At 41.6% G+C, this 23,608-nt stretch carries 21 protein-coding genes; 8 read left to right on the top strand and 13 right to left on the bottom strand.

All coding sequences use genetic code 11. The annotated features are described in order from the left end of the window. Positions 1 to 33: 33 nt before the first annotated feature. The 5 genes from RR876_RS09610 to RR876_RS09590 all read right to left on the bottom strand — a co-directional run bounded on the left by RR876_RS09610 (position 34) and on the right by RR876_RS09590 (position 4,145). Complete coding sequence (locus RR876_RS09610; protein WP_004696828.1) at positions 34 to 921, bottom strand: ParB/RepB/Spo0J family partition protein; 888 nt, start codon at positions 919 to 921, stop codon at positions 34 to 36. Continuing rightward, the gene (locus tag RR876_RS09605) at positions 918 to 1,700 is read right to left on the bottom strand and encodes a ParA family protein (RefSeq protein WP_004696827.1); all 783 of its coding nucleotides are present in this window, start codon (positions 1,698 to 1,700) and stop codon (positions 918 to 920) included. Before RR876_RS09605 ends, RR876_RS09610 begins: the two co-directional genes overlap by 4 nt. A gap of 25 nt (positions 1,701 to 1,725) precedes the next feature. After that, positions 1,726 to 2,358 (bottom strand): 16S rRNA (guanine(527)-N(7))-methyltransferase RsmG, encoded by a 633-nt coding sequence (rsmG, locus tag RR876_RS09600; RefSeq protein WP_004696825.1) that lies wholly within the window; start codon positions 2,356 to 2,358, stop codon positions 1,726 to 1,728. Positions 2,359 to 2,442: 84 nt separating this feature from the next. Beyond that, positions 2,443 to 3,132, bottom strand: coding sequence for an N-acetylmuramate alpha-1-phosphate uridylyltransferase MurU (locus tag RR876_RS09595; protein WP_332477376.1), 690 nt, complete (start codon positions 3,130 to 3,132; stop codon positions 2,443 to 2,445). Further along, complete coding sequence (locus RR876_RS09590; protein ID WP_332477377.1) at positions 3,129 to 4,145, bottom strand: phosphotransferase; 1,017 nt, start codon at positions 4,143 to 4,145, stop codon at positions 3,129 to 3,131. The genes RR876_RS09595 and RR876_RS09590 overlap by 4 nt, the downstream gene beginning before the upstream one ends. Before the next feature lie 121 nt (positions 4,146 to 4,266). On the opposite strand from RR876_RS09590, the gene lptD reads away from it, so the two are divergent. Together lptD and RR876_RS09580 are read left to right on the top strand one after the other, a co-directional pair. Beyond that, positions 4,267 to 6,726 (top strand): LPS assembly protein LptD, encoded by a 2,460-nt coding sequence (gene lptD / locus RR876_RS09585; RefSeq protein WP_332477378.1) that lies wholly within the window; start codon positions 4,267 to 4,269, stop codon positions 6,724 to 6,726. Beyond that, positions 6,726 to 8,030, top strand: coding sequence for a peptidylprolyl isomerase (locus RR876_RS09580; RefSeq protein WP_332477379.1), 1,305 nt, complete (start codon positions 6,726 to 6,728; stop codon positions 8,028 to 8,030). The genes lptD and RR876_RS09580 overlap by 1 nt, the downstream gene beginning before the upstream one ends. 117 nt (positions 8,031 to 8,147) lie before the next feature. On the opposite strand, the gene hfq is transcribed toward RR876_RS09580, so the two are convergent. From hfq to tsaE, 4 genes are all read right to left on the bottom strand, one after another. Beyond that, positions 8,148 to 8,666: an RNA chaperone Hfq gene (hfq, locus tag RR876_RS09575; protein ID WP_332477380.1), complete on the bottom strand. Its 519-nt coding sequence runs from the start codon at positions 8,664 to 8,666 to the stop codon at positions 8,148 to 8,150. A gap of 93 nt (positions 8,667 to 8,759) precedes the next feature. Next, complete coding sequence (miaA, locus tag RR876_RS09570; RefSeq protein ID WP_004696812.1) at positions 8,760 to 9,704, bottom strand: tRNA (adenosine(37)-N6)-dimethylallyltransferase MiaA; 945 nt, start codon at positions 9,702 to 9,704, stop codon at positions 8,760 to 8,762. A 6-nt stretch (positions 9,705 to 9,710) separates the two neighbouring features. Then, a complete protein-coding gene (mutL, locus tag RR876_RS09565) occupies positions 9,711 to 11,651 on the bottom strand; it encodes a DNA mismatch repair endonuclease MutL (RefSeq protein ID WP_332477381.1) in 1,941 nt (646 codons plus the stop codon). Further along, positions 11,644 to 12,120, bottom strand: coding sequence for a tRNA (adenosine(37)-N6)-threonylcarbamoyltransferase complex ATPase subunit type 1 TsaE (gene tsaE / locus RR876_RS09560; protein WP_026056383.1), 477 nt, complete (start codon positions 12,118 to 12,120; stop codon positions 11,644 to 11,646). The genes mutL and tsaE overlap by 8 nt, the downstream gene beginning before the upstream one ends. A 121-nt stretch (positions 12,121 to 12,241) precedes the next feature. Here tsaE and RR876_RS09555 point away from each other — a divergent pair, with 121 nt between their 5' ends. From RR876_RS09555 to RR876_RS09545, 3 genes are all read left to right on the top strand, one after another. Further along, complete coding sequence (locus RR876_RS09555; RefSeq protein WP_332477382.1) at positions 12,242 to 13,156, top strand: pseudouridine synthase; 915 nt, start codon at positions 12,242 to 12,244, stop codon at positions 13,154 to 13,156. Positions 13,157 to 13,268: 112 nt separating this feature from the next. Further along, complete coding sequence (locus tag RR876_RS09550) at positions 13,269 to 13,604, top strand: type II toxin-antitoxin system RelB/DinJ family antitoxin (RefSeq protein WP_004696803.1); 336 nt, start codon at positions 13,269 to 13,271, stop codon at positions 13,602 to 13,604. 93 nt (positions 13,605 to 13,697) lie between these two features. After that, entirely contained in the window at positions 13,698 to 14,138 is a 441-nt protein-coding gene (locus RR876_RS09545) for a GNAT family N-acetyltransferase (protein WP_004696801.1), read from the top strand. Between the two features lie 10 nt (positions 14,139 to 14,148). Here RR876_RS09545 and RR876_RS09540 read toward each other — a convergent pair whose 3' ends face one another. Continuing rightward, on the bottom strand, positions 14,149 to 14,883 hold the full coding sequence (locus tag RR876_RS09540; protein WP_332477383.1) for a pseudouridine synthase: 735 nt from the start codon (positions 14,881 to 14,883) through the stop codon (positions 14,149 to 14,151). Between the two features lie 135 nt (positions 14,884 to 15,018). Here RR876_RS09540 and RR876_RS09535 point away from each other — a divergent pair, with 135 nt between their 5' ends. Then, positions 15,019 to 15,477 (top strand): DUF441 domain-containing protein, encoded by a 459-nt coding sequence (locus tag RR876_RS09535; RefSeq protein ID WP_279735083.1) that lies wholly within the window; start codon positions 15,019 to 15,021, stop codon positions 15,475 to 15,477. A gap of 247 nt (positions 15,478 to 15,724) precedes the next feature. Then, positions 15,725 to 16,945, top strand: a complete 1,221-nt coding sequence (locus RR876_RS09530; RefSeq protein ID WP_332477384.1) for an MFS transporter — start codon at positions 15,725 to 15,727, stop codon at positions 16,943 to 16,945. Between the two features lie 214 nt (positions 16,946 to 17,159). Here RR876_RS09530 and RR876_RS09525 read toward each other — a convergent pair whose 3' ends face one another. The 3 genes from RR876_RS09525 to RR876_RS09515 form a co-directional block, all read right to left on the bottom strand. Beyond that, positions 17,160 to 18,143 carry an ion transporter gene (locus RR876_RS09525; RefSeq protein ID WP_332477385.1) on the bottom strand — a complete coding sequence of 328 codons (984 nt, stop codon included), beginning with the start codon at positions 18,141 to 18,143 and terminating at the stop codon, positions 17,160 to 17,162. 101 nt (positions 18,144 to 18,244) lie between these two features. Beyond that, entirely contained in the window at positions 18,245 to 19,960 is a 1,716-nt protein-coding gene (locus RR876_RS09520; RefSeq protein ID WP_332477386.1) for an AAA family ATPase, read from the bottom strand. A gap of 128 nt (positions 19,961 to 20,088) precedes the next feature. Next, positions 20,089 to 22,053 carry a hypothetical protein gene (locus RR876_RS09515; RefSeq protein WP_332477387.1) on the bottom strand — a complete coding sequence of 655 codons (1,965 nt, stop codon included), beginning with the start codon at positions 22,051 to 22,053 and terminating at the stop codon, positions 20,089 to 20,091. 239 nt (positions 22,054 to 22,292) lie between these two features. Between RR876_RS09515 and RR876_RS09510 the strand changes: the two genes are divergently transcribed. Further along, positions 22,293 to 23,504 (top strand): iron-containing alcohol dehydrogenase, encoded by a 1,212-nt coding sequence (locus tag RR876_RS09510; RefSeq protein WP_332477388.1) that lies wholly within the window; start codon positions 22,293 to 22,295, stop codon positions 23,502 to 23,504. Positions 23,505 to 23,608: the final 104 nt, after the last annotated feature.

The following is a 23,608-nucleotide window of genomic DNA, read 5'->3' as shown; positions in this document are numbered from 1 at the left end:
ACTTCCCCAAGTATTTAAAAATAGAAAATAAAATTATTCAGCTAAGCAAATATTCAAAATACCATCCAACTCGTCGAGTGAATGATAATGAATCGTGAGCTTGCCTTTCCCTTGTTTATTATGATCAATTTTGACATTTGCACTAAAACGATCTGTTAAGCGCTGTGTCAATTGTTGAAGATCTGGTGCAATTTCCGTTTTCGATTTTTCTTGTTTCGGCGCATTAAGATCACGAACATATTGTTCAGTTTGGCGAACAGATAAACTCTTCTCTATCACCAATTCTGCGACTTTCAGTTGATCTTTCCCTTTCAAAGTCAAAATGGCACGGGCATGTCCCATGTCCAGCAATCCTTGTTGCATAAAGTCTTTAACTTGTTCAGCTAGACTTAATAAACGTAGTAAATTACTCACCGTGGTACGCGCCTTACCCACCGTATCTGCAATTTCTTGATGACTTAAACCAAACTCTTCATGAAAACGCTGTAAAGCCATCGCCTGATCAATCGGATTGAGATCTTGACGTTGAATGTTCTCAATCAACGCCAGTGCAATTGCAACTTGATCTGTTAAATCACGAACAATGGCTGGAACTTGCGTTAACCCAGCAAGTTGAGCCGCACGCCAACGACGCTCACCTGCAATAATTTCATAAGGGTGCTTTTCATTATCAATTGGACGAATCACAATCGGCTGCATTACACCGTGTTTTTCAATCGATGCCGCTAACTCTTGTAAGTCTTGCTCATTAATAAAACGACGTGGCTGATATTCACCACGTTGTAATAGATGCACATCAATTTGTTTTAGCTGACCGTGATCAAGAGCTTGTGCTTCAAGTTGTAATTTCTCTTTTTGAATGGAACCGAGTAAGGCATCTAAACCACGACCTTTTGCCAGTCCACGTTTTTTAACGGTCATGCGTTACTTCCTTTTTTCACTTTGCTTTTCTTAATCATTTCAGCTGCTAAATGTAAATAAGCAACTGCACCCTTCGAGCTTTTTTCAAAATAAATCACAGGCAAACCATGCGCAGGTGCTTCAGCTAGACGCACATTACGTGGAATGACAGTGTCATAGAGTTTTTTGCCAAAGTATTGTTCTAATTCTTCAGACACATCACGTGTCAGTGCATTACGTGCATCATACATGGTGCGTAAAACACCAATAATTTTTAACTCAGGATTTAATGCTTGTTGAATACGATCAATGGTCTGTGTTAAATCTGCCAAACCTTCCAAAGCATAGTATTCACACTGCATTGGAATCATCACACCATCCACCGCTGCCAGCGCATTAACCGTGATCAAGCTTAAGCTTGGCGCACAGTCCACAATGATGTAGTCATATGCTTGTTCAATTTCTTGCAACGCATCACGCAGAATAAACTCACGCCCTTCTTGCTCAGCAATCGCAAGTTCAACTCCTGCCAAATCACGGTTTGCACCCAAGACCTTATAACCCACTTCCGCCTTGGTAATTGCAGTTTCAATCGGTACTTCACCCAGTAACACATCGGTCACTGAATACAGTAGGTCATTTTTTTGAATACCTGAACCCATGGTCGCATTGCCTTGCGAGTCCATATCGACCAATAAAACACGCTTTTTAAGTACTGCTAAAGATGCAGCCAAATTTACTGCGGTTGTGGTTTTACCTACACCACCTTTTTGGTTCGCAATCGCAATAATTTGTGCCATGACCCGCCCAATCCTTTGAATTTTTTTAGATACGTTTTAATAAAAGTAAGTGTCGTTGTTCGTCCAAACGTGGAACTTTTAACGCAATAATGTCACAACTAAATTCGTTTTTGAACGCTTCAACTTCGTCATGCGGAACCAAGCCTTTCATAGACGCAATGATGCTATCTGGGTGCATATAAGGCTTCGATGCATTGATAAAATCGGTTAAAGAAGCAAATGCACGACTGGTGATGACATCAAACTGACCCAAATCATGGATGCTATCTTCATTTTCAACACGCGTTTGAACTGCAATTACATTGGTTAATTTTAAGTCTGCAATAAACTGCTTTAAAAAACGAATTTTTTTGCCATTGGAATCAAGCAAAACACATTGGCGCTCAGGTTGGCATAGAGCAATAATCATGCCCGGCATACCACCACCTGTACCAATATCCAGCAAACGACCTTTCGGCAAATCTTTTAAAATACTTAAACTATCTAATAAATGCTTCACCAGCATTTCTTTAGGATCGCGAATCGCTGTTAAATTGTAAGCTTTGTTCCACAGCACAAGTGCGTCTTGATACTTCAGCAATAAATTTAATGCTTCTTCACTCAAATCTAAGCCAAGCTTTTGACTACCTTGCTTTAAGTCTTGAAAAAATGGATGCATAAAGAAGACATCTCAATAAAATTAAACTGAAGTATACCGATTTCTCAGCCGTGGAACAGTAGCTAACGCTTAGTGATTATGCACTTAAACGTACATACCTTGACGAATCTGTAGATCTAGATCACTTAATCGCTCAGGTGTGCCAACATCCACCCATGCGGCTTGCATTTTCTCAGCAGAAACTTTTCCCGCAGACATCGCTTCTTTTAGCAATGGAGCCAATGGACGCTTACCTGCTTCCAAGCCCTTAAACATCTGTGGATGAATAACCGCAACACCACTATAAGTCAGTGCTTCGCCTGACTGCTCTTGTTCAAAAGTATAAGCACGCCCTTGGTTTAAGATAAAGTCGCCTTTGGGATGCTGTGTCGGGTTCGGTACAAATACCAGATGTGCCAAATCGGTGTCCAACTGCACATCAAGTAAAGACGAAAAATCAAAAGTGGTCCAAACATCGCCATTCACTAAAATAAACGGTTCTGTCCCCAACAGTGGTAGAGCATTAATAATACCACCCGCTGTTTCAAGCCCTTCTACTTCACGCGTCCAACGAATAGTCACTCCAAACTGCGAACCATCGCCAAGCGCACCAATCAACACATCGGCCAACCATGCAGAATTGATCACAATTTCTGTGACTCCAATTTGCTTGAGTTTTTCAATATGCCAAACGATCAGCGGTTTGCCACCAACTTCAAGCAGAGGTTTCGGTTTATATAATGTTAAAGGACGCATACGGTTTCCAAGCCCAGCGGCCAAAATCATCGCTTTCATGCTGCAACAACCTCATATTTGCCATATTTTGCTTCAAATTTTGGCATCACTTTATCGCAAATAAATTGCATGAAAGGTTGTAGTTCTGCATAAGGTTTGCTTTCTTCGAGTAAATACCACATCACACGTGGCAAATCTTTGAGATAGCCTGATTTGCCGTCACGTTCAAATAAACGCACAAAAATGCCTAAAATCTTAATATGCCGTTGTATCGCCATCATGTCAGCATCTTGCTTAAACTGTTCGAAGTCTCGCCCTTCTTTGGCAGAAGCTGGCAATAAGTCATAAAACACTTTAAACCAATGATAAACACGCTCAGGATTCCACTGCACATACGCATCACGTGTAATTGAGATCAGATCATAAGTATCTGCACCAATCACAGCATCCTGAAAGTCAATTACACCCTGCTCTTGCTCGTCTGCTAAAAGCATGAGATTACGACTATGGAAATCACGATGTACAATCACTTGAGGCTGAGCCAAAGCAGCATTGGCTAAAATTGCAAATGTACGTTTAATCAGCGCAGACTCATCATCAGAAGGTTGAATCTGTAAACTTGGCAATAACCAATCTGTCAATAGCGACATTTCGGTCATTAACTTCTCATAAGAATAAGCTGGGAAATGACCTTCACCATCAATAGATTGCAATTGAATCAACTGCTTAAAACTTTGCTCATAATGTGCATCAACAGTCTTGTCATCTAACTGTGTTGACAGTAGCACATCACCAAAATCTTCAAGCAATAAGAAGCCTTGCTCCAAATCTTTCGCCACAATATGTGGTACACGAACACCGTTCGTATCAAAAAATTCATCAATCGTCACAAAAGGCACACAATCTTCTTTTTCTGGTGGTGCATCCATCAGCATAAATGTTTTATTATTCAACTTGATTCGTGCATAACGACGGAAACTTGCATCGCCTGCTAAAAAGTTAATTTCAAATTGATCTGAACCAAGTACAGATGAAATCCATGTTTGTATCAATTGTTCACGTTGTGTATTCATTTGCGATAAATTCTAATACAGGCTGAGTTTTTAAAGTGCTAAGTGTAGCCACTTATCAACTTTTTCTCTATGATGCGACAATAATTAATTGCGTTTTAAGCATACTTGGTAAATGAGACACATGAAGCATCAGTTTAAATTTAATCCTTTAGCGACTGCGATATTTACCCTTCTTTGTGGTAGCTCAATCACAAGCTATGCTGCAACACCAACCACGTCTATTTCAGACGAACAACAATCGCTAAAACAAGCACTACAAGAAAGCTATCCTGGGCAAAAGTTTTTCGAACAATACTATGTCGATAAGTCATCACCTGAAGCTCAACAGCGCCAAGGTCGTTACTTAAGCTCCGCGTATTGCCAAGGCACATGGTTAACCCCTGTAAGCCCTGAAACCAAAGCTGCTGACGCAGCCAATGCGACATCCACCATTACAGCGGACTATGGTCACTACAACCCACAAGGTGACTCTGTTCTTGAAGGTAATGTTCTGATTGATCAAGAAGGTCGTCAAATTCGTGCCGATAAAATCACCATTGACCAGACTCAGACCTTTGCCAATGCTGAAGGTCGTGTGCAAATGGCGCAAAGTGGCTTATTAGCGCAAAGCGACCAAATTAATTACAATCTAAAAACTCAACAAGGCGATCTGAAAAACAGTTTCTATATTTCAGAAGAACAACATGCGCATGGGCGGGCTGACCAAATCCTACGTGAGTCACAAACGACCACCACGCTAAAAAATGCAACTTATAGCACCTGCCCACCAGAGCAATCGCCAACATGGAAAATCCAAGCAGACGAAATTAAGTTAAATCAAGAAACTGGACGTGGTGAAACACGCGGTACAAAACTTTATGTTAAAGATGTACCCGTTCTCGCTGTTCCTTATTTCAACTTCCCAATTGATGACCGTCGTACTACCGGTATTTTGACACCAAGTTTTGGCTTCACCAATGACGGTGGTATCGAGCTTGCAGTGCCTGTTTATCTCAACTTAGCACCTAACTACGACGCGACTGTTACGCCACGCTATATCAGCGACCGCGGTCCAATGTTTGAGGGTGAGTTCCGCTATCTAACCGAAAACTTTGGTTCAGGTCAAATTTGGGGGGGTTACTTAGCTTCTGACCGTAAATATGACGATGAAGACCGTAAAGATTTGCACTTTTTACATAACTGGCAAATCAATGAACAGTTCTCAACCAACCTTGAATATAACTATGCTTCAGACAAAGACTATTTTACTGACTTAAGCAACAACCCTAACACCAAGACAGACTTAAACCTGCGTCGTGCTTGGGAGTTGAACTATAAAAATGGAATTCCTGGTCTAAAAGCCCAACTAAAAGTTGAAGACTTCCAAACATTAGATGAAACTACACCCTACGTTGACCGCCCGTATGCACGTTTACCACAGTTCTTACTCAACTATAAAGCGGGTAATGCACTGGGCTTAGAATACGAGTTCAACAACGATACGGCTTACTTTAAAAAGGATTTTGGGACTATCGACGGCGATACCAATGATAGCTTTGAACCAAGCGGCACCCGTGTCTATAATGACTTTTCTGTACGCTATAACTACCGTACACCGTGGGCTTTTGCCATTCCTGAAGTATCTATTCGTAATGTAAACACATTCTACGATCAAGATACCATCAATGAGTTTGACAACACCAACCGCTCATCGAACGACAAATCTTATGTCGTGCCACAGGTGACTTTTGATGCAGGTTTAACTTTTGAAAAAGAAGGCACTTTCTTACAGACGTTAAGCCCACGCATGTTCTATGCCTACGCACCCTATAAAAATCAAGATGGCGCACCAAACTTTGACTCTGCAACAGCATCGATCAACTATGATCAGTTATTTAGTGCAAATCGCTTCTATGGCCATGACCGTCTAGAAGACAATAACTTCTTGTCATTGGGCTTAAGCTATAGCCTATTTGATACGGTAGGTCTAGAGCGCTTAAAAGCCAGTGTAGGCCAAAGCTATTATTTCGAAGACCGCCGCGTAACGCTTGACCAAACAGCAGATGTCTTTGACAGAGAAAATCACTCTGGTCCGATTGTCAGCGTATCTAGCCAGCTCTCGCAAAACTTTACCCTCGGTGCAAATTCAGCATGGATGGCAAATGGTGATAATGCGCAACGTGATTTACAACTTTACTTTACGGGTGATAAAGGCAACCTCTATAACGTTGGCTATTTCTACCGTAAAGAAATTGCAGACCGTCAAGAACATTACGACCAAGTGGTTGCATCTTTTGTACAACCGATCCATAACAACTGGCGTATTATGGGCCACGCTCAATATGACTTAGACAACAATGTCGCTCGTGAATACCTCCTTGGTGTCAATTACGAGTCTTGCTGTTGGGGGATCTCCGTTTATGGTCGTGAGTACTATAACGACTTAGATGACGTCAATGCTGCAGGTGTAGAACCTAAACGTGCAATTATGGCCGAAATTACACTTAAAGGCTTAGGCGGACTCAACAGTAAACTTTCATCATTACTAGAAAATCGTATTCTAGGCTTTAACAATATTAATCAGACTTGGACAGACCGTTAATGAAGACAAAACAGTTCAAACAATTTTTTAAAGCGAGTGCTTTGGCTTTAGCTCTCGCAACCGCTATTCCAACTTTTGTACATGCGTCGGATGAAGTTGTTGCTGTAGTCGATAACAGTGTCATTTTAAAGAGTGACTTAGAAGCAAGTATGGCTGAACTCAAACATCAACTTGAGAGCCAAAAGAAACAAGTCCCACCAGAGCAATATTTGGCACAACAAGCGTTAGAGCAGCTGATTATTCGTCAGACTCAGCTTGAGCAAGTGAAACGTTACAACATTCAACCTGATGAAAAAAGCTTGAATGAAGCAGTTTTAAATGTTGCAAAACAATCGGGTAGCACAAGCCTAGAAGCATTCCAACAAAAGCTCGATAAAGTGGCACCTGGAACCTATGCTTCTTTGCGTAGTCGCGTTGCTGAAGATTTAGCAATCAATCGTTTGCGCCAGCAAATCGTTACCTCTCGTATCCAAATTTCAGATCAAGACGTTAAAAACTTCTTGAACACCCCACAAGGTCAAGCAGCACTCGGCAATCAAGTACATGTGCTACATGTGCGTGTTTCAGGTGACAATGCTGACGCTGTGGCGAAGCAAGTCAAAACTGTACTAGCAAACGACAACGACGTCGCTGCAATTGCTAAAAAGTTCAGCACTGCTGGCACCAAAGTTGAAGGTGCAGATATGGGCTTTAGAGCACTTTCTGACATCCCTAGCGAGCTTGCAGCACGTGTGAGTCCACTCCAAGTGGGGCAAACCACAGATTTAATTACAGTACGAGATGGTGTACATCTTTTAAAATTAGTTGAACGCAAAGGTGCTGAGCAAAAAGCGATTATACCTCAATACAAAGCACGCCATATTTTGATTCAGCCCTCTGAAGTGGTTAGCCCCGAAAATGCTAAACAAATGATCGAAAGCTTGTATAACCGTGTCCAAAAAGGTGAAGACTTTGCAGTCTTAGCTTCAACCTTTTCTAATGACACAGGTTCAGCACGTGATGGTGGTAGTTTGGGTTGGGTCAGCCCAGGTGTGATGGTTCCTCAGTTTGAAGAAACCATGAAAAATACACCGGTAGGTCAAACCAGTAAACCTTTCCAAACTCAGTTTGGCTGGCATATTCTTCAAGTGACTGAAACACGTCAACAAGACATGACTGCTGAATACCAAGAACGTATGGCACGTCAAATTTTAGGTGAGCGTCAATTTGATGCAGAGCTTGATAGCTGGTTACGCGAAACACGCAACAGAGCTTATGTCGAAATCAAAGATCCGAACTTAGACCGTAAGAACAACAAGTCATAAGATTGAACACATAGAAAGACCAGCATTCATGCTGGTCTTTTTATTTTCCGCTTAGACTAAAACTAAAAATTTGGCATAAAAAAAGCCTCTCATGTGAGAGGCTTTTTTAACAATCAATTAACGATTATTTTCGTCATCTTGAGTGTCTTCAAATTTTGATTCGCCATCAAAACCAGTCGATTGACCACCGAAGCCACCTTGACCACCGAAGCTACCTTGACTACCGAAGCCACCACCTTGACCACCGAAGCCACCTTGACCACCGAAGCCACCTTGACCACCGAAGCCACCTTGTTGACCACCAAAGCCGCCTTGTTGACCACCAAAGCCACCTTGTTGACCACCAAAGCCGCCTTGTTGACCGCCAAAGCCGCCTTGTTGACCGCCAAAGCTACCTTGTTGACCAGCACCAGCAGGTGCACCAGCTGGACGTGGGTTACGTGCAGGAACAACTGTAGAAATTGCATGCTTGTAAACCATTTGGCTTACTGTATTTTTTAATAAAACAACATATTGGTCGAAAGATTCAATATGACCTTGTAACTTAATGCCGTTTACAAGGAAGATAGAGACAGGAATACGTTCTTTACGGAGAGAATTTAAGAACGGATCTTGCAAAGTTTGACCTTTAGACATGTTATAACTCCAAAAAAATTTAAAAATCAGCGCAAAAAACTATCTTTATTTTTCAATTAAAAATTATAAAAAAGATAGTAGCTAAATTTTGCTTTATCCGTAGCAGTTTCGCAAGTCTTCTTGTGCCTGCGTGATAGTAGAATACGTTGTAAATTTATGTGCCTCTTGCAAAGATCTTAACCAAGTGTATTGACGTTTGGCAAGTTGTCGTGTCGCAAAAAGTGCTTTATCCTCCATTTCACGTTGTTTTTCGACAGTTTTATCTCCTTTCTGTAAAAATTCGAGTGCTTGTCGATAGCCAACTGAGCGCATAGAGGGTAAATTTTCATCTAAATCGTATTTTTTCATAAGTGCTTCCACTTCATTTAAAAATCCGATGTCCCACATAATTTTCAATCGTTGTGCAATTCTTTGGTGCAATTCGGCACGGTCTGGCATCAAAGCATAATTATGAAAATTATAGCGATAAGGCACGTTTTTAGGTTGTTCAGCTTGAAGTTTAGTAATAGGCTGCCCTGTCAATTTGTAAACTTCTAAGGCACGAATAATCCGTTGTTTATCACTCACTTTAAATTTTTCGCCCGCCAGTGGATCCACACTACATAATTCAGCATAGACCGCAGACCAACCCTCACTTTCACCTTTGGCTTCTATTTCAGCACGAACAGCATAATCTGCGCTCGGTAAATTGCTTGAAAGACCTTCTAAAAGTGCCTTGAAATAGAGCATGGTTCCACCCACCAAAATCGGGGTTTTACCTCGTGCATGCATGTCATCAATTAGACCACATGCATCTTCAACAAAGTTTGCAGCCGAATAGACTTCTAATGGGCTAATAATATCGATAAGGTGATGTGGATATTGCAGTAACTCTTCTTTGGTTGGTTTAGCTGTACCAATATCCATATCCTTAAAAACCAATGCTGAATCTACAGAGATCAGCTCAAAATTTCCTTGCTCATAAAGCTGACATGCCAAAGCAGTTTTACCACTTGCAGTTGGCCCCATTAAATTGATGACCGGCAATTGAGTTGACATGTACAACTACTCTCCTCGAGCAAAAAGCTTATCTAGTTGAGCCAATGGAAACGCACGCCAAGTTGGGCGACCATGGTTACATTGGCTGGCAAATTCAGTTTGTTCCATTTGACGAAGCAAAGCATTCATTTCAGAAAGGCCTAAAATGCGATGGGCGCGAACAGCACCATGACAGGCCATACCCGCTAGAATTTGATCACGCTTTTGCAGTAAGCCCTGCGCTTCATCATTTGGATCCAAATCATTAAGTAATTCAGGCACCAGCGCCTCAAAATTGGCTTTATGTAAAATCGCAGGCACACCACGAACAATCACCTGTTCATCACCATATTGATCAATTTCGAGACCTAAGCGTGCCAATTGATCTTTGAGCTCTTCCACTCGTGTCGCTTGCATCCGTGTGATATTAATCACTTTGGGAATAAGTAACTGCTGAGAGGTCCAAAACTCTGGTTTATCCCATGCTGACTTCATTTGCTGTAGCAGAATACGCTCATGTGCTGCATGCATATCAACAATAATCAGCCCTTCTGTATTTTGAGCCAGCACATAAATACCATGCAGTTGTGCAATTGCAATCCCCAACGGATGTTCATCGACTTTAGGGCTTTGCACTGTAAAATCAGCCAAAGGCTGAGCTTGATCAACAGCAGATGATGTATCACGTAGAGGTGCTAAATAGCTTTGCAAGGCATTACTGAGCTGTTGTGAGCCCTGATAGCGTGAAGGTTGCGCCGAATAATGGACGCCTTGCGGTTGATTTGAACTAAAGTCAGTGAGCATATCCGATGGGGCTTGCTCACCAGTTTGTTCAGGCTCAACACGACGATGCAACTGCAAAGGCTCTTGATAGCGAGGCTGCAGAGACATCGAAGCTTGATTCTCCGCAACCTTCATTGCATCAGATAAATCTGCGGTTGCCGTTTGAAACTGCGATAAAGTCTCTTTAGCATAGTGACGTACAAATTCATGTACTTCACGTTGATTTAAAAAGCGAATTTCATGTTTGGTCGGATGTACATTGACATCAATATTTTCAGGGTCGACTTCCAGAAAAAGCAAATACCCCGCATGCTGATGTCCATGCAAAATACCATCATAAGCCATACGCAGCGCATGAGAGATGGTTTTATCTTTAACAATTCGACCATTCACATAAACATACTGCAAGTCAGCCTGGGCTCGCGCATCGGAGGGATGTCCCAACCAACCTGTTAAACGCATATTGATGCTATCTGCATCCATCCAATAAGCATTTTCAGTAAATGCGCGCCCTAGCAACTGCTGTACGCGCTGAAAACGTAACTCACCACTATCTGCAATCGGCAAGTTCAGTTTGATGCTTTGATTATGTTCAAGTACAAAACGAATATCGAAATGCGTCAGCGCTAAACGTCGGACGATTTCCTCAATATGACCAAACTCTGTGCCAGGTTTTTTGAGAAATTTTCGACGCGCAGGCACATTAAAAAATAAATCTTGTACCCGAATATGCGTACCTTTCGGTGCAGCTACAGCCTGAATCTCTTGACGGTCAAATGCAGTTCCATTGACTTCAACTTGATAGCCAATTCCATCATCCGCTTGACTACTGGTCAAAGTTAAACGCGACACCGCTGCAATAGAAGCCAATGCCTCTCCGCGAAAACCTAAACTGACAATTGCATGTAAATCTTCAGCAGTTTGGATTTTACTGGTCGCATGGCGCATCACCGCCAAAGGGAGATCTTCAGCGTGAATCCCTCGACCATTATCCATAATTTCAATTAAAGTACTGCCGCCTTGCTCTACCCGAATAATCAGCTCTGTCGCACCTGCGTCAATCGAGTTTTCAAGTAACTCTTTGACCACAGACGCTGGACGCTCAATGACTTCACCTGCTGCAATTTGGTTGGCCAAAGCAGGATTCAAAGTATGAATACGGCGTATCTTTAAATCATCACGCATTGTTTAATTGGCTCTCTAAAGCTTGTAATAATGCTACTGAATGAAAACTTAAGGTAGCAGACCGTGTCAGTTCATCTTCCGATTTTTGAATATCAATAATTAAGTCTGCCTCAGGGATCTCATCGCCCCCTTTAGACGGCCATTCAAACAAAAACAGTGCATTGGGCGTTTCCAAATAGTCACGAATGCCCATTAGCTCAAGTTCATAGGGATCGTTTAAACGATACAAGTCAAAATGGAAAATATCACGCCCTTGAACTTGGTAAGGTTCAACCAAGGTATAGGTTGGGCTTTTCACGGAACCTTGATGACCTAAATGCTGTAAATAGTGGCGTGTTAGCGTGGTTTTACCCGCACCCAAATCCCCAATCAAATACACTACACCCGTCGTAAAATGCTGTGCCAAAATTTGCGCTAAATTTTGGGTATCTTGTTCATTATTGAGCGTTAAATTAAATGAATACTGCATAATACTCACGACAAGTGACAAAAGAACAATTATGATAGCACTGGACTCACAAAATGCCCAAGCCACAAGCTTGAAATCTCGTATTTAACTGCACCAACCGATTAGATATTGCCTGCACATCATGCTCAACATAAAACCTGCTGAATTTTGCCCTCCCATGCTCAATGGCGTGAGTGCAAGTAAAGTGTTTCTACCTAAATTGAAGCCCGCACCACACACCGTATTGGCTTATTTATCTGACCAATTTCCGCATATTGAAGCAAGTGAGTGGCAGCAACGTTTTCATGATGGCTTGGTCTATGATGCTGAAGGTAATGTACTCCATACAGATTCGGCATATCTTGAAAATCAGCATGTGTTTTATTACCGCTTTTTAGCGCACGAAATTGAAGTTCCATTTCAGCATGACATTTTATTTGAAAACGATCATTTCTTAGTAGTGGATAAGCCACACTTTCTGACCATCAGTCCAACGGGGCAATATGTTCAACAAACCCTATTGGTGCGCCTGAAAAAACAAACAAGCATTGAGCATTTAACGCCCATCCACCGTCTTGACCGTGAAACCGCTGGCTTAGTGATGTTTTCCAAATGTATTCACAGTCGAGGTCTGTATCAGCAAATGTTTGCAGATCGACAGGTTCAAAAAATCTATCATGCGATTGCACCGTTTAACCGCGAACTCAACTTCCCACGCATAGTAAAACTGCATATGCAAAAAGGTGAACCGTTCTACACCATGCAAGTCCTAGACAAAGCACCGAACAGTGAAACCGAGATCATCCTTTTAGAGCATGATGCAACATGGGCAAAATATGAGCTTAAACCCGAGACAGGCAAACAACATCAACTCCGTGTACACCTCAACTTCTTAGGTCTTCCGATTAAAAATGATCCGTTCTATCCTAAAGTTGTACATAAAGCCGACGATGATTTTAGTCAGCCTTTACAGCTCTTAGCTAAGCATCTTTCATTTAAAGATCCAGTAACTCAACAGCTTATGCAGTTTAGCTCCAATCTTGAATTGACATTGTAATCTGCTTGTCATTACAAAATAATTTAAAATTCCATTGTATGAATATTGAAATTACAATGGAATTGATTAAAATAACTTCTACCCTTAAGTCGTTCAAATTATTTAAAAAATCATGAGAAAAACAGAAGTCTATCAAATTCGACTCGATTCCCAAGAAAAGAAACAAGCTTTTGCTGTGTTTAAACAACTGGGAATTACGCCTGCGCAAGCCGTTCGTTTGTTCTTCAAACAAGTGGTTTTAACCAAATCCATCCCTTTCTCAATTGAAAACCAGAACATCAATCTTGAACAGCTGATTAAGCTACGTAAGCTCAAGCAAGAACAGAAAGCGGTTGAACACATCACCAGTGCAGACTCAACGGCTACCAATGATTTATTTGCAGACGATGAACACATTGATCTTTTTGAGGAATTAGCGGCAATCTTGGGAGAAAGTGACAAAACTTAACAGTGTTGCATTTCTAAACAAATTTTAGAAATATCCCTTTCAAAACTTAGGTATGCTTCATGTAAACATTATAAATACAGCATGGAGTAATACATGATCGTTAGACGTGCCACTTTAGAAGACTTAGAAAAACTTGCTGTATTATTTGATGAATATCGCCAATTTTATGGTGCATCTTCCAACTTAGCGCTTTCCCAAAAGTTCCTTAAACTTCGCCTTGAAAACGAACAAAGCGTCATCTTCATTCATGTCAAAGACGATGTGATTACAGGTTTTGTCCTGCTGTATTTAGGCTTTTCTTCTGTGGCCTGTGCAACTTACTATATTTTAGATGATGTTTACGTTTCTCCACCGCATCGTCGCCATGGCTCAGCAAAACAATTGATTGATACCGCGATTTTATTTGCGCGACATGAAAAAGCCATTCGTATTACGCTTGAAACGCAAAAGAATAATTATCAATCCCACAGCTTATATGAAGCCATGGGCTTTGTAGCGGATAATGAATTTAAGACCTATCATTGCTTTCTATAGCATTCAGCGTCTAAAGACCTTCTCTCTCAAGATCATTGCGTGTCTTGGCTAAAGCCACTTGTTCGGCATTTAAATAGATCCAACGTCCCTCGACTAAATCTGGTATCCCCGTTAAGTCGAGCGCTCCAATTTGCTGACGATGCAAGCTCTCAACTTTATTTCCCACTGCCGCAAGCATACGTTTCACTTGATGATATACCCCTTGATGCACGGTCATTTGCAGTTCACATTCAGCTAAGCGTTTTACATCTGTTGCAGCAAAACTCCCTTTTTCATTTCGCAGTTCAACCCCTTGCTCCAGCTGCTGAACTTGTTCATCTGTAACAGGGTCGGCCGTTTTCATCCGATACACTTTTGCCACATGCTTTTTAGGGTGTGTCAGCGCTTGTAAAAACTGACCATCATCGGTAAGTAACAATAAACCTGTGGTGTCTTGATCTAGACGACCTACACACTGAATACCACGATTCATCAGTACATCATCAAACAAATCAAAAACACTAAAATGATGCGTCGCCTGATGTGAACATTCATAGCCTTGAGGTTTGTTTAGGGCGATATAGATTTTTTCACGGTATTCAAAGCTCTTCCCATGTACCTTGTAGTTCAAAGCATCCAATTTGAGTTTATATTTAGGGTCAGTAATGATATGCCCATCAATTTCAATGGCTGCATTTTTAATCAACTGTTGGCAATGCTTTCGCGAACCAAATCCTTGCGACTGCAACATTTTTTCCAACAGCATCAGCACACCACATTTTTAAATAAAGGCTCATTTTATACTGAAATACAGGAACATCAATCAAAGGACTCGGATCATTCGGCAAAGTGGCTAAAAAAACGTTACAATGCACATGTTTTTTTGACCAGTCTCTCCCCTATGCCGAACTTAGATTTGAACCTGATCGTCCTCCTGATCCTGCTGGCTTGTGGTATTTTCAGTCACAATTCTGCAGTAACCATTGCTGCTGCAGTACTCATTATTTTACGGATGACGCCACTAAGTGAATACTTCCCACTCATCCAACAACATGGATTAAATATCGGGATCATCATTTTAACCATTGCAGTTTTAGTGCCTATTGCAAGTGGTAGAATTAGTGGTGAAAGTATTTTTAAATCTTTTTTAAGTGTGAAATCATTACTTGCTATCGCGATTGGCATTTTGGTTGCATGGTTAGGTGGCCGTGGTGTGAAACTGATGTCCAACCAACCTGATGTTGTTGCAGGCTTGCTGGTCGGAACCGTTGCAGGAGTGGCTTTACTACGTGGCGTTCCAGTCGGCCCACTCATTGCGGCTGGTTTACTTACCTTAATCATTGGTACAGGACAGCCCTAGCCTAACGAATACAAAAACAAATCCAAATTCTCAAGCTGAGTTGGATTGATCTGTATTTACTGCTTTTAAATTTGATTTCTTATATAGAATGATCACTCAATGTAGCGCTATGAATAGATACTCATCGTGCAGAATCTTCAGAGTTCGCATGAATATTATACTTGCTTAGTTTACTTATAACTTTTTTGAACAACCAAATTTTCATGTGATAAAGAACGTATAATACTTTTCATTTCCTCCTCTATTTATGTCCTCTCAAGAAAATAGCATCTCTCCAACGCGCCACTTATCTGTCATTATTTTGGCATTGGCACTCGGTGGTTTTTGTATTGGTACCACTGAATTCGTTGCGATGGGACTCATCCAAGAGATCTCACAAAGTTTCAATCTCAGTATTCCTGTCACAGGGCATTTTATTAGTGCTTACGCTTTAGGCGTGACTATTGGCGCACCTGTGATTGCCATTTTGGCCGCAAAGGTTCCGCGTAAAACGCTCTTAATTGGCCTCATGCTATTTTATGGTATCGCCAATGCCAGTACAGCACTCGCAAACAGCTATGAGTCTATGCTGATCTCACGTTTTATTGCAGGTTTCCCTCACGGCGCTTACTTTGGTATTGCCGCTTTGGTGGTAGCAGAGTTTGCAGGAAAACAAAAGCGCGCTTCGGCTGTCGCAATGCTCATGATGGGGCTGAATGTCGCGACCGTGATTGGTGTGCCTTTTGCGACATGGCTGGGTCAACTGTATGGTTGGCGGGCAGGTTTTGAGTTTTCTGCATCTATCGCATTTTTGACCGTAGTCGCAATTTGTTTTGGCTTACCTAAAATGCAGCTAGATCACACAGCCAGTATTCAAAATGAACTGCGTGGACTTAAAAACACACAAATGTGGATCACGCTTGCTGTCGGTGCAATTGGATTTGGCGGGCTGTTTTCTGTTTATAGTTATGTCTCACCTATTCTGACTGAATATACCCATGCCAGCATTCAAGTCATTCCGTTTGCACTGGCATGTATTGGGCTCGGGTTGGTCGTCGGCGGTGTTGTCGCAGGACACTTTGCCGATAAAAACTTAAACAAGGCGATTATTTGGGTCTTAATTTCCAATGCCTGCTCTTATGTGCTTTGTGCCCTGTCTATGGATCACCTTGCCACTGCTTTTATTGCACTCTTCTTAGTCAGCTTCAGTATTGCTGGTTTGGGGCCTTTACTGCAAACTCGCTTGATGGATGTCGCTGGCAATGCACAAGGCTTAGCTGCTTCACTTAATCACTCTGCATTTAATATTGCCAATGCCTTTGGTGCCTTTCTCGGCGGCTGGTTAATTAGCCAAGGTTTAGGTTGGCTAGCTCCAATCTGGGTCGGGGTTCTACTAAGTTTGGGTGGGCTAATTATTTTACTGGTGGCTTTTCAGCATGAGAAGAAGTCGATATCCGCATGTAAAAATGATGCAAATCAGACTTGTTAAATCCAAATCAATGACTTTCATCTAAAAACAATAAGCGTGCATAAAAATTCAATCGTATTTTTATGCACGCTTTTACAATCCATCATTCAGATTAATGTCAGGCCGTTAAAAATCTTACTGGCATTTTCTTTTTAAACTCTAGATTTTATTCGATATGCGATAACATCATCTCAACAAGAAGAGAAATACGAAACTCCTTAACTGTCTAGCATAATCATTCAGGTAGTTTCTTGCCGCAGTGTGGGCAATAGGCATATTGCTCACGCTCTTGCCTTAAAGATTCTTCTTTTTGTTCACGAATGAGCTGTAAAATAATATCGTGTGTTTGCTCTTTGGTCAGTCCCACATCTTTACGAACTTCTTCAATTTTTTCTGTCTCTAAGACAAAATCAATATCGCTATTTTGGATTAGTTCTCGAAATCTGAGCTCAAGTTTTTCTTTACGCTGCTCAAGTTCATTGGCTAAACCATTGGCTAAAATACCCGCAGGCAATGCCGCTAAACCTACCCCTAAAATGGTAATAATCGCACCAAGAAAACGTCCTAGCGGCGTAATAGGTGTCACATCACCATAACCCACGGTGGTCAGTGTAACTACGGCCCACCACATTGAGGCTGGAATAGAGCTGAAAACTTCAGGCTGTGCCTGACTTTCAATCAAATACACCCCTGCAGCCGCCATAATGATCATAATCATTAAGATGAAAATAACTGCTTGAAATGAGCCTTTTTCACGTTCGATGACTCGTAATAAAATTTGTAGAGAAACAAAGTAGCGGGTTAACTTGAGAAGTCGGAGCAGACGAACAATTCTTAAGAATCGTAAGTCGAACTGAACAAAAAAGTTTAAATACGCAGGTAGAATAGCCAAGAGGTCGATAATCGCCCCACCACTTTTAACCCAATTTAGGCGATTTTTCCAATCCGACTCAAAACTATTAGATTCAGCAATTGACCAAAAACGTAAGAGATATTCGACGCTAAAAACGATAATAGAAAAGATTTCAAAATAATAGAAAAAGTCTTGATACAACACATAGTACTTTTGCACCGACTCCAGCAAGACCGCAGCAGCATTACTCATAATCAGTGCAATTAGAAAATAGTTCAACCCTCGACTTAAGGGCGTCTCATAATCTTCATTATGCAAATTGTTATAAACAAATTTGCGTAGCGTGTACCAAGCTGTCAATTTCATTACGATTCTAAGTTATTCTTATCCCTTAAAATTCAGTTTAACTGAAGTTCTCAGCAATGTAAGTAAGAAATTTCTGCACGAAACGCCCTAGTTTTAAGATGTTATTCAATATATAACAGTGCTAGACGAACTTGGTCATAGCCCATACGCGGATTTGTCAGTTCCACAATTGGACGAAGCTTAATCGCACCATCTTCACTAAAGTGTTCTGTTTGCTGACGCTTCATTAAGCGTTTATAAATTTTCCGCACTTGCTCAACTACTTCTTCTCCAGGATGTGCTACGGAAATATCTAGGCCTTGCTCTTTGTGTAGTTTTGCCAAATGGTTGATAATAGTTGCAGCTGTCAAACCGCGCTCTTGTGCGATATCGGCAATTTCATAACCACCTTCAAACAATTCACGTGTTTCATCGAGTGTTGCAGAAGCATAGTTGGCTTTACCTGCATTACGAGCAATTTTCTTTTCATTACGCTCAATCTCAATTTCATTAAGCGTTCCGCCACAGTGACGAATAAAAGCCTTGTGCTGTGGCTCAAGATCGATGGCCTCGAAATATGTTTCGGCTTCATCGGACAGTTCTTGGAAGCGGCGGTCTGCCTTAATGGCAAGACTATCTAACTCCAAAGCTTGTTCATTAAAACCCAGCAGCCTTAAACCATCCAAAGTCTTTAAGCGCGACAAAGCCACATAGCCCTGTCCTTTTTCAAAGGTATGACTGAGGTTAATTTCCGCTGCCGCTAAAGTCATCCCTTGTGACTTATGAATGGTGATGGCCCATGCCAAACGCAATGGAATTTGCTGAAAACTGGCAATGGTTTTGCCAGCATCATTGTCTACTGACCAGGTTTCAGGTTCAACCACCAGTACTGTTCCGTCAGTCAGTTTGACTTTCGGCAATATTCCAAAGTCATCATCTTCTTCAAAGCCCACCACTTCGCCTAAGCTACCGTTGATATAGCCCACATCGAAGTTGTTCTTTACAAACATCACTTTGGCATTTTTCTTGAGGGTTAAATTTTCAGGTGCACGCACAGAAGACTTTAAGGTTTCAATAAGCTTGTCATTGCCATCACACACCGCCTCAAACTGTCGACCTTCATTTTCAATTTCATTCAAATGTTTGAAGTTGATGGTGTCCACATCCATATTATGCGTATATAAACGTGTAAAGATTTCTCCAATATCTTGCTGACGTGTAGCTTGTAAAGCCTGCAAGTGCTGAGAGTTAATACTCTGACTGCGAATGGCATTTAAAATATCATTGAGATAATCATTGCCCTGACGGTGCTGTTCGGTCAAATAGCACACACGAAATTTAGCTTCCACCCATGCATCAGACATAAAACAGAATTTATCGCGATTGCGTTCTTCATTTTTACCGACTGGCGGTAACTGGAAGAAATCACCTGCAACAATCACTTGAATTCCGCCAAATGGCTCTTCACTTTCTTTAAAGAACTTAAGGACTTTATTGACCAAATTGAGTTGCTTGGCATGCAGCATCGAAATTTCATCGATGATTAAGACTTGGGCATTTTCTAAATGCTCTTTTAAGTATTTACGTTCTTTCATGCGTTTGAGTTCATCTTCCCCCAACGCATCCTTAATTCCAATGCCAGCCCAAGTATGAATAGTCATGCCATTCATATGCGTTGCGGCAATACCTGTAGAAGCAGTAATCGCCACAGGTACTTTGCGGGCTTTTAAATAGTTAATGTATTGGTTCAGCGTATAGGTTTTTCCTGCACCAGCGGAACCGGTTAAAAAGACATTTTCGCCCGCTTTTAAGAGTTTGAGTGCAGTTTCTTGCTTCATAAGACCTATACCATTGATGAACGGCTATAGCCTACCGAGTTTTTGCTAAAAAGTTAAGCAGATCTCGTCACACAACAAATGATGTACGACAAATTAGGTCCATTGTTGTTTAAATTTTAAGAGCTTGGTTATTGGGTTTGGTTCAGCATGGCAATGAATTGTTCAGCGACGACCACATCATCGGGTAGCGCTTTTTGGTTGTTTGGATATTCAAGCTGATCAAATAACAGTTGCCCTGCAATATAATGACAACCAAGCGTCAAGTGTCGCTGTGCATCGGTATGACTCATATGAAATGCAGCATATTCACGCACAATGATTCGCTCAGCAAAACTGGCTGCTAAACAATGTTGAAAGCGACGAGACTCTGCAATGATGCGATCAATATCTTTAAGCTCCTCAAGTACCCAACTCTCAATAAAATAATAAGCTTCATGACTGATCGGTTGCCATGAGACACAACCAAGCTTTCGTTTCAGTTCAGCGAGTAACTCTTGGCTATGTAATTGATCATGCCATTGCACAGCCTGATGAAACAGGCTCTTCCATGTGACATTTTTTAAAACCTCCTTTTGCGTCTCAAAATGTTCAGGCAAATAATCGCGCACATAAGCATCAAACACCGAAATTCGTAAAGGGAGACGATTTAAATAAAACAACTGTCGAAAGCTTTCAATATGCAGTTTATGTTGCTTTAACTGAAGATAAAAATCACGGTGTTGTTGCTTATCTTCACTAAAATAGACCACTAAGTCTTCTGGGAGTTTCTGCACAATTTTATCTAGATGCTGAATATAGGCCTGCATTACACGACTCAATTTTGTGTAGACCCGTTTCCCCCATTCAGGCTGTTGTTCGACCACACGGCGCAGCAGTTCGAGCCATTCATCTAAATACAAAATAGACGGACTGATCGCTATCCGCTGATCATCCATATCTTGGCGTCTATTTTTTAAGACCACATGCTGGTTGGCCTCCAGCTCAAACCAATGCTGTTGTAAGGCATGTTCATAGCAACTTTGTATAAATAAGCGCGCAGCAACATGTTGGAAGTACTTTAAGGTAGTCACAATAATTTCGGGATGATAAGACTGCGTATCGAGATAACTCAAAGCCGTTACGGCAACGCGTATACTACTGTGCTGAATATTTTGACTAACCCAGTCTGTCACCACCGCTTTTTGTTTGAATAACCAATTTACGGTACGGCTTTCATCAAAAATCGGGAGTTTGGCGACCTTCTTTTGCCATGTCTTAGTTTCAGCTTTTAAAAAATGGCGCTTTGCCATCAAATCACGCGATGTCCAAAAATCTCGATGCATAAGCCGCACAAAGCCAAGCATATGGGGCTGCTCTTTAGCATGCGGATACAACAAGTGAATATCGTGCGTATGATCTATCAACTCTTGTAAAGAAAACCGTTCAGGAAATGCCGTTTGTACAATGCGATAAACATGCGGTTCTATGAATTGACTGGCACTGCAACACAGCTCGTCATAACTATTCATCAAAGACTGTAGCGGTAAAATATCTTCCGCCTGATCTGCATCTAAGCTGCATAAGCGCTGCAACTCGGCCAGCAGACTTCGCTCAGAAGCTGGATCAGCTGTATTGAATTCAACTTGCTGGCACAGCTGTTGAAAGAGTTCTGATTGCGTTTGCCGTATTTCAGTCAAAATCGTTTGCACGCGACTCGTCCCATCAAACAAAACAAACAGCTGTTGTAGAATCAGCTGCCGCAGCTGTTTAACTTTATTGCGCAAATACAAAGAATGTTGTGGGGATTGATCACCCACTAAAAACACAATGTCGTGTAAACAAAATTCTTCGAGCGCTTCTGCATAGTGTCCTTGATAAATAAACTGCGGGACACACAGCTCCGCCTGTTCAGCTGGCGCATAAAACTGAATATGAAAACAATGATTTAAAATTTGGATCCGTTGTGTTTTTACGTCGACACTTAAAACGTTTTGCACATTGAGTGTGGAAAGAAAAGCGGACTGCTCGTGATAAAGCTGCTGAATACTTGGAACAACTTGTCTTAACTGTATAGCAAGACTTTGATGTTGCTTAAGCTTATCGTTTTGCTCCACGGCTGGTCCTCTTTGAATTTGGCTATTTTCACCACAACTTCAAAACCAATATAAACAAATCCTGAACCACAGGCTATGCCTTTTATCGATAGCTATTCTGTTCGGTGAAGCCATTTATCCTCATTCCCTTACTTATGGTAGGTATTTGGTAGGTACACAAGTTTTTTGAATCATTCAATACTCTAAAAACGGTAATGAGCACCGATAACAACATAAATAATGGTAGAAGGAATCGCACCATGGCTTTTAAAAATATTGCAGATCAAACGAACGGTTTTTATATCCCTTGTGTTTCACTTTTTGGTCCAGGCTGTGCCAAAGAAATTGGTGGCAAAGCACAAAACCTCGGTGCAAAGAAAGCACTGATTGTGACCGATGCTGGTTTATTTAAATTTGGAGTAGCCGACGCCATTGCAGGATATCTCAAAGATGCAGGTGTTGATAGCCACATCTTCCCAGGCGCAGAACCGAACCCAACTGACATCAATGTCCACAACGGCGTGACTGCGTATAACGAACAAGGTTGTGACTTTATTGTCTCCTTAGGTGGTGGTTCTTCGCATGACTGCGCTAAAGGTATTGGGCTCGTGACTGCAGGTGGTGGCCATATTCGTGACTACGAGGGAATCGATAAAAGTACGGTTCCAATGACCCCTCTTATTGCCATCAACACCACGGCAGGTACAGCATCAGAAATGACACGTTTCTGTATTATTACCAATACAGATACGCACGTAAAAATGGCGATTGTAGACTGGCGCTGCACTCCACTGATTGCAATTGATGACCCTAAACTGATGATTGCAAAACCTGCAAGTTTAACGGCAGCAACGGGTATGGATGCCTTAACCCATGCAGTAGAAGCCTATGTTTCAACAGCAGCAAACCCAATCACTGATGCCTGTGCTGAAAAAGCCATTTCGATGATTAGCGAATGGTTAAGTCCAGCAGTTGCGAACGGTGAAAACTTAGAAGCGCGTGATGCAATGAGTTATGCGCAATATCTAGCAGGTATGGCATTTAATAATGCATCTCTAGGTTATGTCCATGCTATGGCACACCAACTCGGTGGCTTCTATAACCTACCTCACGGCGTATGTAATGCAGTCCTACTTCCACACGTCTGTGAGTTCAACTTAATTGCCTGCCCTGACCGTTATGCACGTATTGCTGAGCTGATGGGAGTTAACATCACAGGTTTAACTGTGACAGAAGCTGGATATGCTGCTATTGACGCGATTCGTGAACTATCTGCATCGATTGGTATTCCATCGAGCTTGTCTGAACTGGGTGTGAAAGAGCAAGATTTGGGTGTTATGTCTGAAAATGCACAAAAAGATGCCTGCATGCTGACGAATCCACGTAAAGCAAACCATGCTCAAGTGGTCGACATCTTCAAAGCTGCACTCAAATCAGGTGCTTCAGTGGTCGATTTTAAAGCAGCGGTCTAAGTTCTCTCCTTAACTTTTTGTTTGCTTTGACAATTTAAGTGGAATGAAACAGACGTCCATACTGTTTCATTCAGGTAAGCCTAATCCTTGCTTATCTGTGCACT

Source organism: Acinetobacter sp. (genome assembly GCF_036666595.1).
In the GTDB taxonomy this organism is placed as follows: domain Bacteria; phylum Pseudomonadota; class Gammaproteobacteria; order Pseudomonadales; family Moraxellaceae; genus Acinetobacter.
The sequence above is the reverse complement of the archived record's forward strand: the minus strand, read 5'-3'. Positions and strand labels throughout refer to the sequence as shown.

Excerpts from the sequence above, each read along its gene's own strand:
- RR876_RS09550 (WP_004696803.1), top strand. The coding sequence starts at position 13,269 with ATGAGAAAAACAGAAGTCTATCAAATTCGACTCGATTCCCAAGAAAAG.
- RR876_RS09530 (WP_332477384.1), top strand. The coding sequence starts at position 15,725 with ATGTCCTCTCAAGAAAATAGCATCTCTCCAACGCGCCACTTATCTGTC.
- RR876_RS09525 (WP_332477385.1), bottom strand. The coding sequence starts at position 18,143 with ATGAAATTGACAGCTTGGTACACGCTACGCAAATTTGTTTATAACAAT.
- miaA (WP_004696812.1), bottom strand. The coding sequence starts at position 9,704 with ATGTCAACTCAATTGCCGGTCATCAATTTAATGGGGCCAACTGCAAGT.
- RR876_RS09590 (WP_332477377.1), bottom strand. The coding sequence starts at position 4,145 with ATGAATACACAACGTGAACAATTGATACAAACATGGATTTCATCTGTA.
- mutL (WP_332477381.1), bottom strand. The coding sequence starts at position 11,651 with ATGCGTGATGATTTAAAGATACGCCGTATTCATACTTTGAATCCTGCT.
- RR876_RS09555 (WP_332477382.1), top strand. The coding sequence starts at position 12,242 with ATGCTCAACATAAAACCTGCTGAATTTTGCCCTCCCATGCTCAATGGC.
- rsmG (WP_004696825.1), bottom strand. The coding sequence starts at position 2,358 with ATGCATCCATTTTTTCAAGACTTAAAGCAAGGTAGTCAAAAGCTTGGC.
- RR876_RS09535 (WP_279735083.1), top strand. The coding sequence starts at position 15,019 with ATGCCGAACTTAGATTTGAACCTGATCGTCCTCCTGATCCTGCTGGCT.
- RR876_RS09580 (WP_332477379.1), top strand. The coding sequence starts at position 6,726 with ATGAAGACAAAACAGTTCAAACAATTTTTTAAAGCGAGTGCTTTGGCT.
- RR876_RS09610 (WP_004696828.1), bottom strand. The coding sequence starts at position 921 with ATGACCGTTAAAAAACGTGGACTGGCAAAAGGTCGTGGTTTAGATGCC.
- RR876_RS09595 (WP_332477376.1), bottom strand. The coding sequence starts at position 3,132 with ATGAAAGCGATGATTTTGGCCGCTGGGCTTGGAAACCGTATGCGTCCT.
- RR876_RS09520 (WP_332477386.1), bottom strand. The coding sequence starts at position 19,960 with ATGAAGCAAGAAACTGCACTCAAACTCTTAAAAGCGGGCGAAAATGTC.
- RR876_RS09510 (WP_332477388.1), top strand. The coding sequence starts at position 22,293 with ATGGCTTTTAAAAATATTGCAGATCAAACGAACGGTTTTTATATCCCT.
- RR876_RS09540 (WP_332477383.1), bottom strand. The coding sequence starts at position 14,883 with ATGCTGTTGGAAAAAATGTTGCAGTCGCAAGGATTTGGTTCGCGAAAG.
- RR876_RS09605 (WP_004696827.1), bottom strand. The coding sequence starts at position 1,700 with ATGGCACAAATTATTGCGATTGCGAACCAAAAAGGTGGTGTAGGTAAA.
- lptD (WP_332477378.1), top strand. The coding sequence starts at position 4,267 with ATGAAGCATCAGTTTAAATTTAATCCTTTAGCGACTGCGATATTTACC.
- tsaE (WP_026056383.1), bottom strand. The coding sequence starts at position 12,120 with ATGCAGTATTCATTTAATTTAACGCTCAATAATGAACAAGATACCCAA.
- hfq (WP_332477380.1), bottom strand. The coding sequence starts at position 8,666 with ATGTCTAAAGGTCAAACTTTGCAAGATCCGTTCTTAAATTCTCTCCGT.
- RR876_RS09545 (WP_004696801.1), top strand. The coding sequence starts at position 13,698 with ATGATCGTTAGACGTGCCACTTTAGAAGACTTAGAAAAACTTGCTGTA.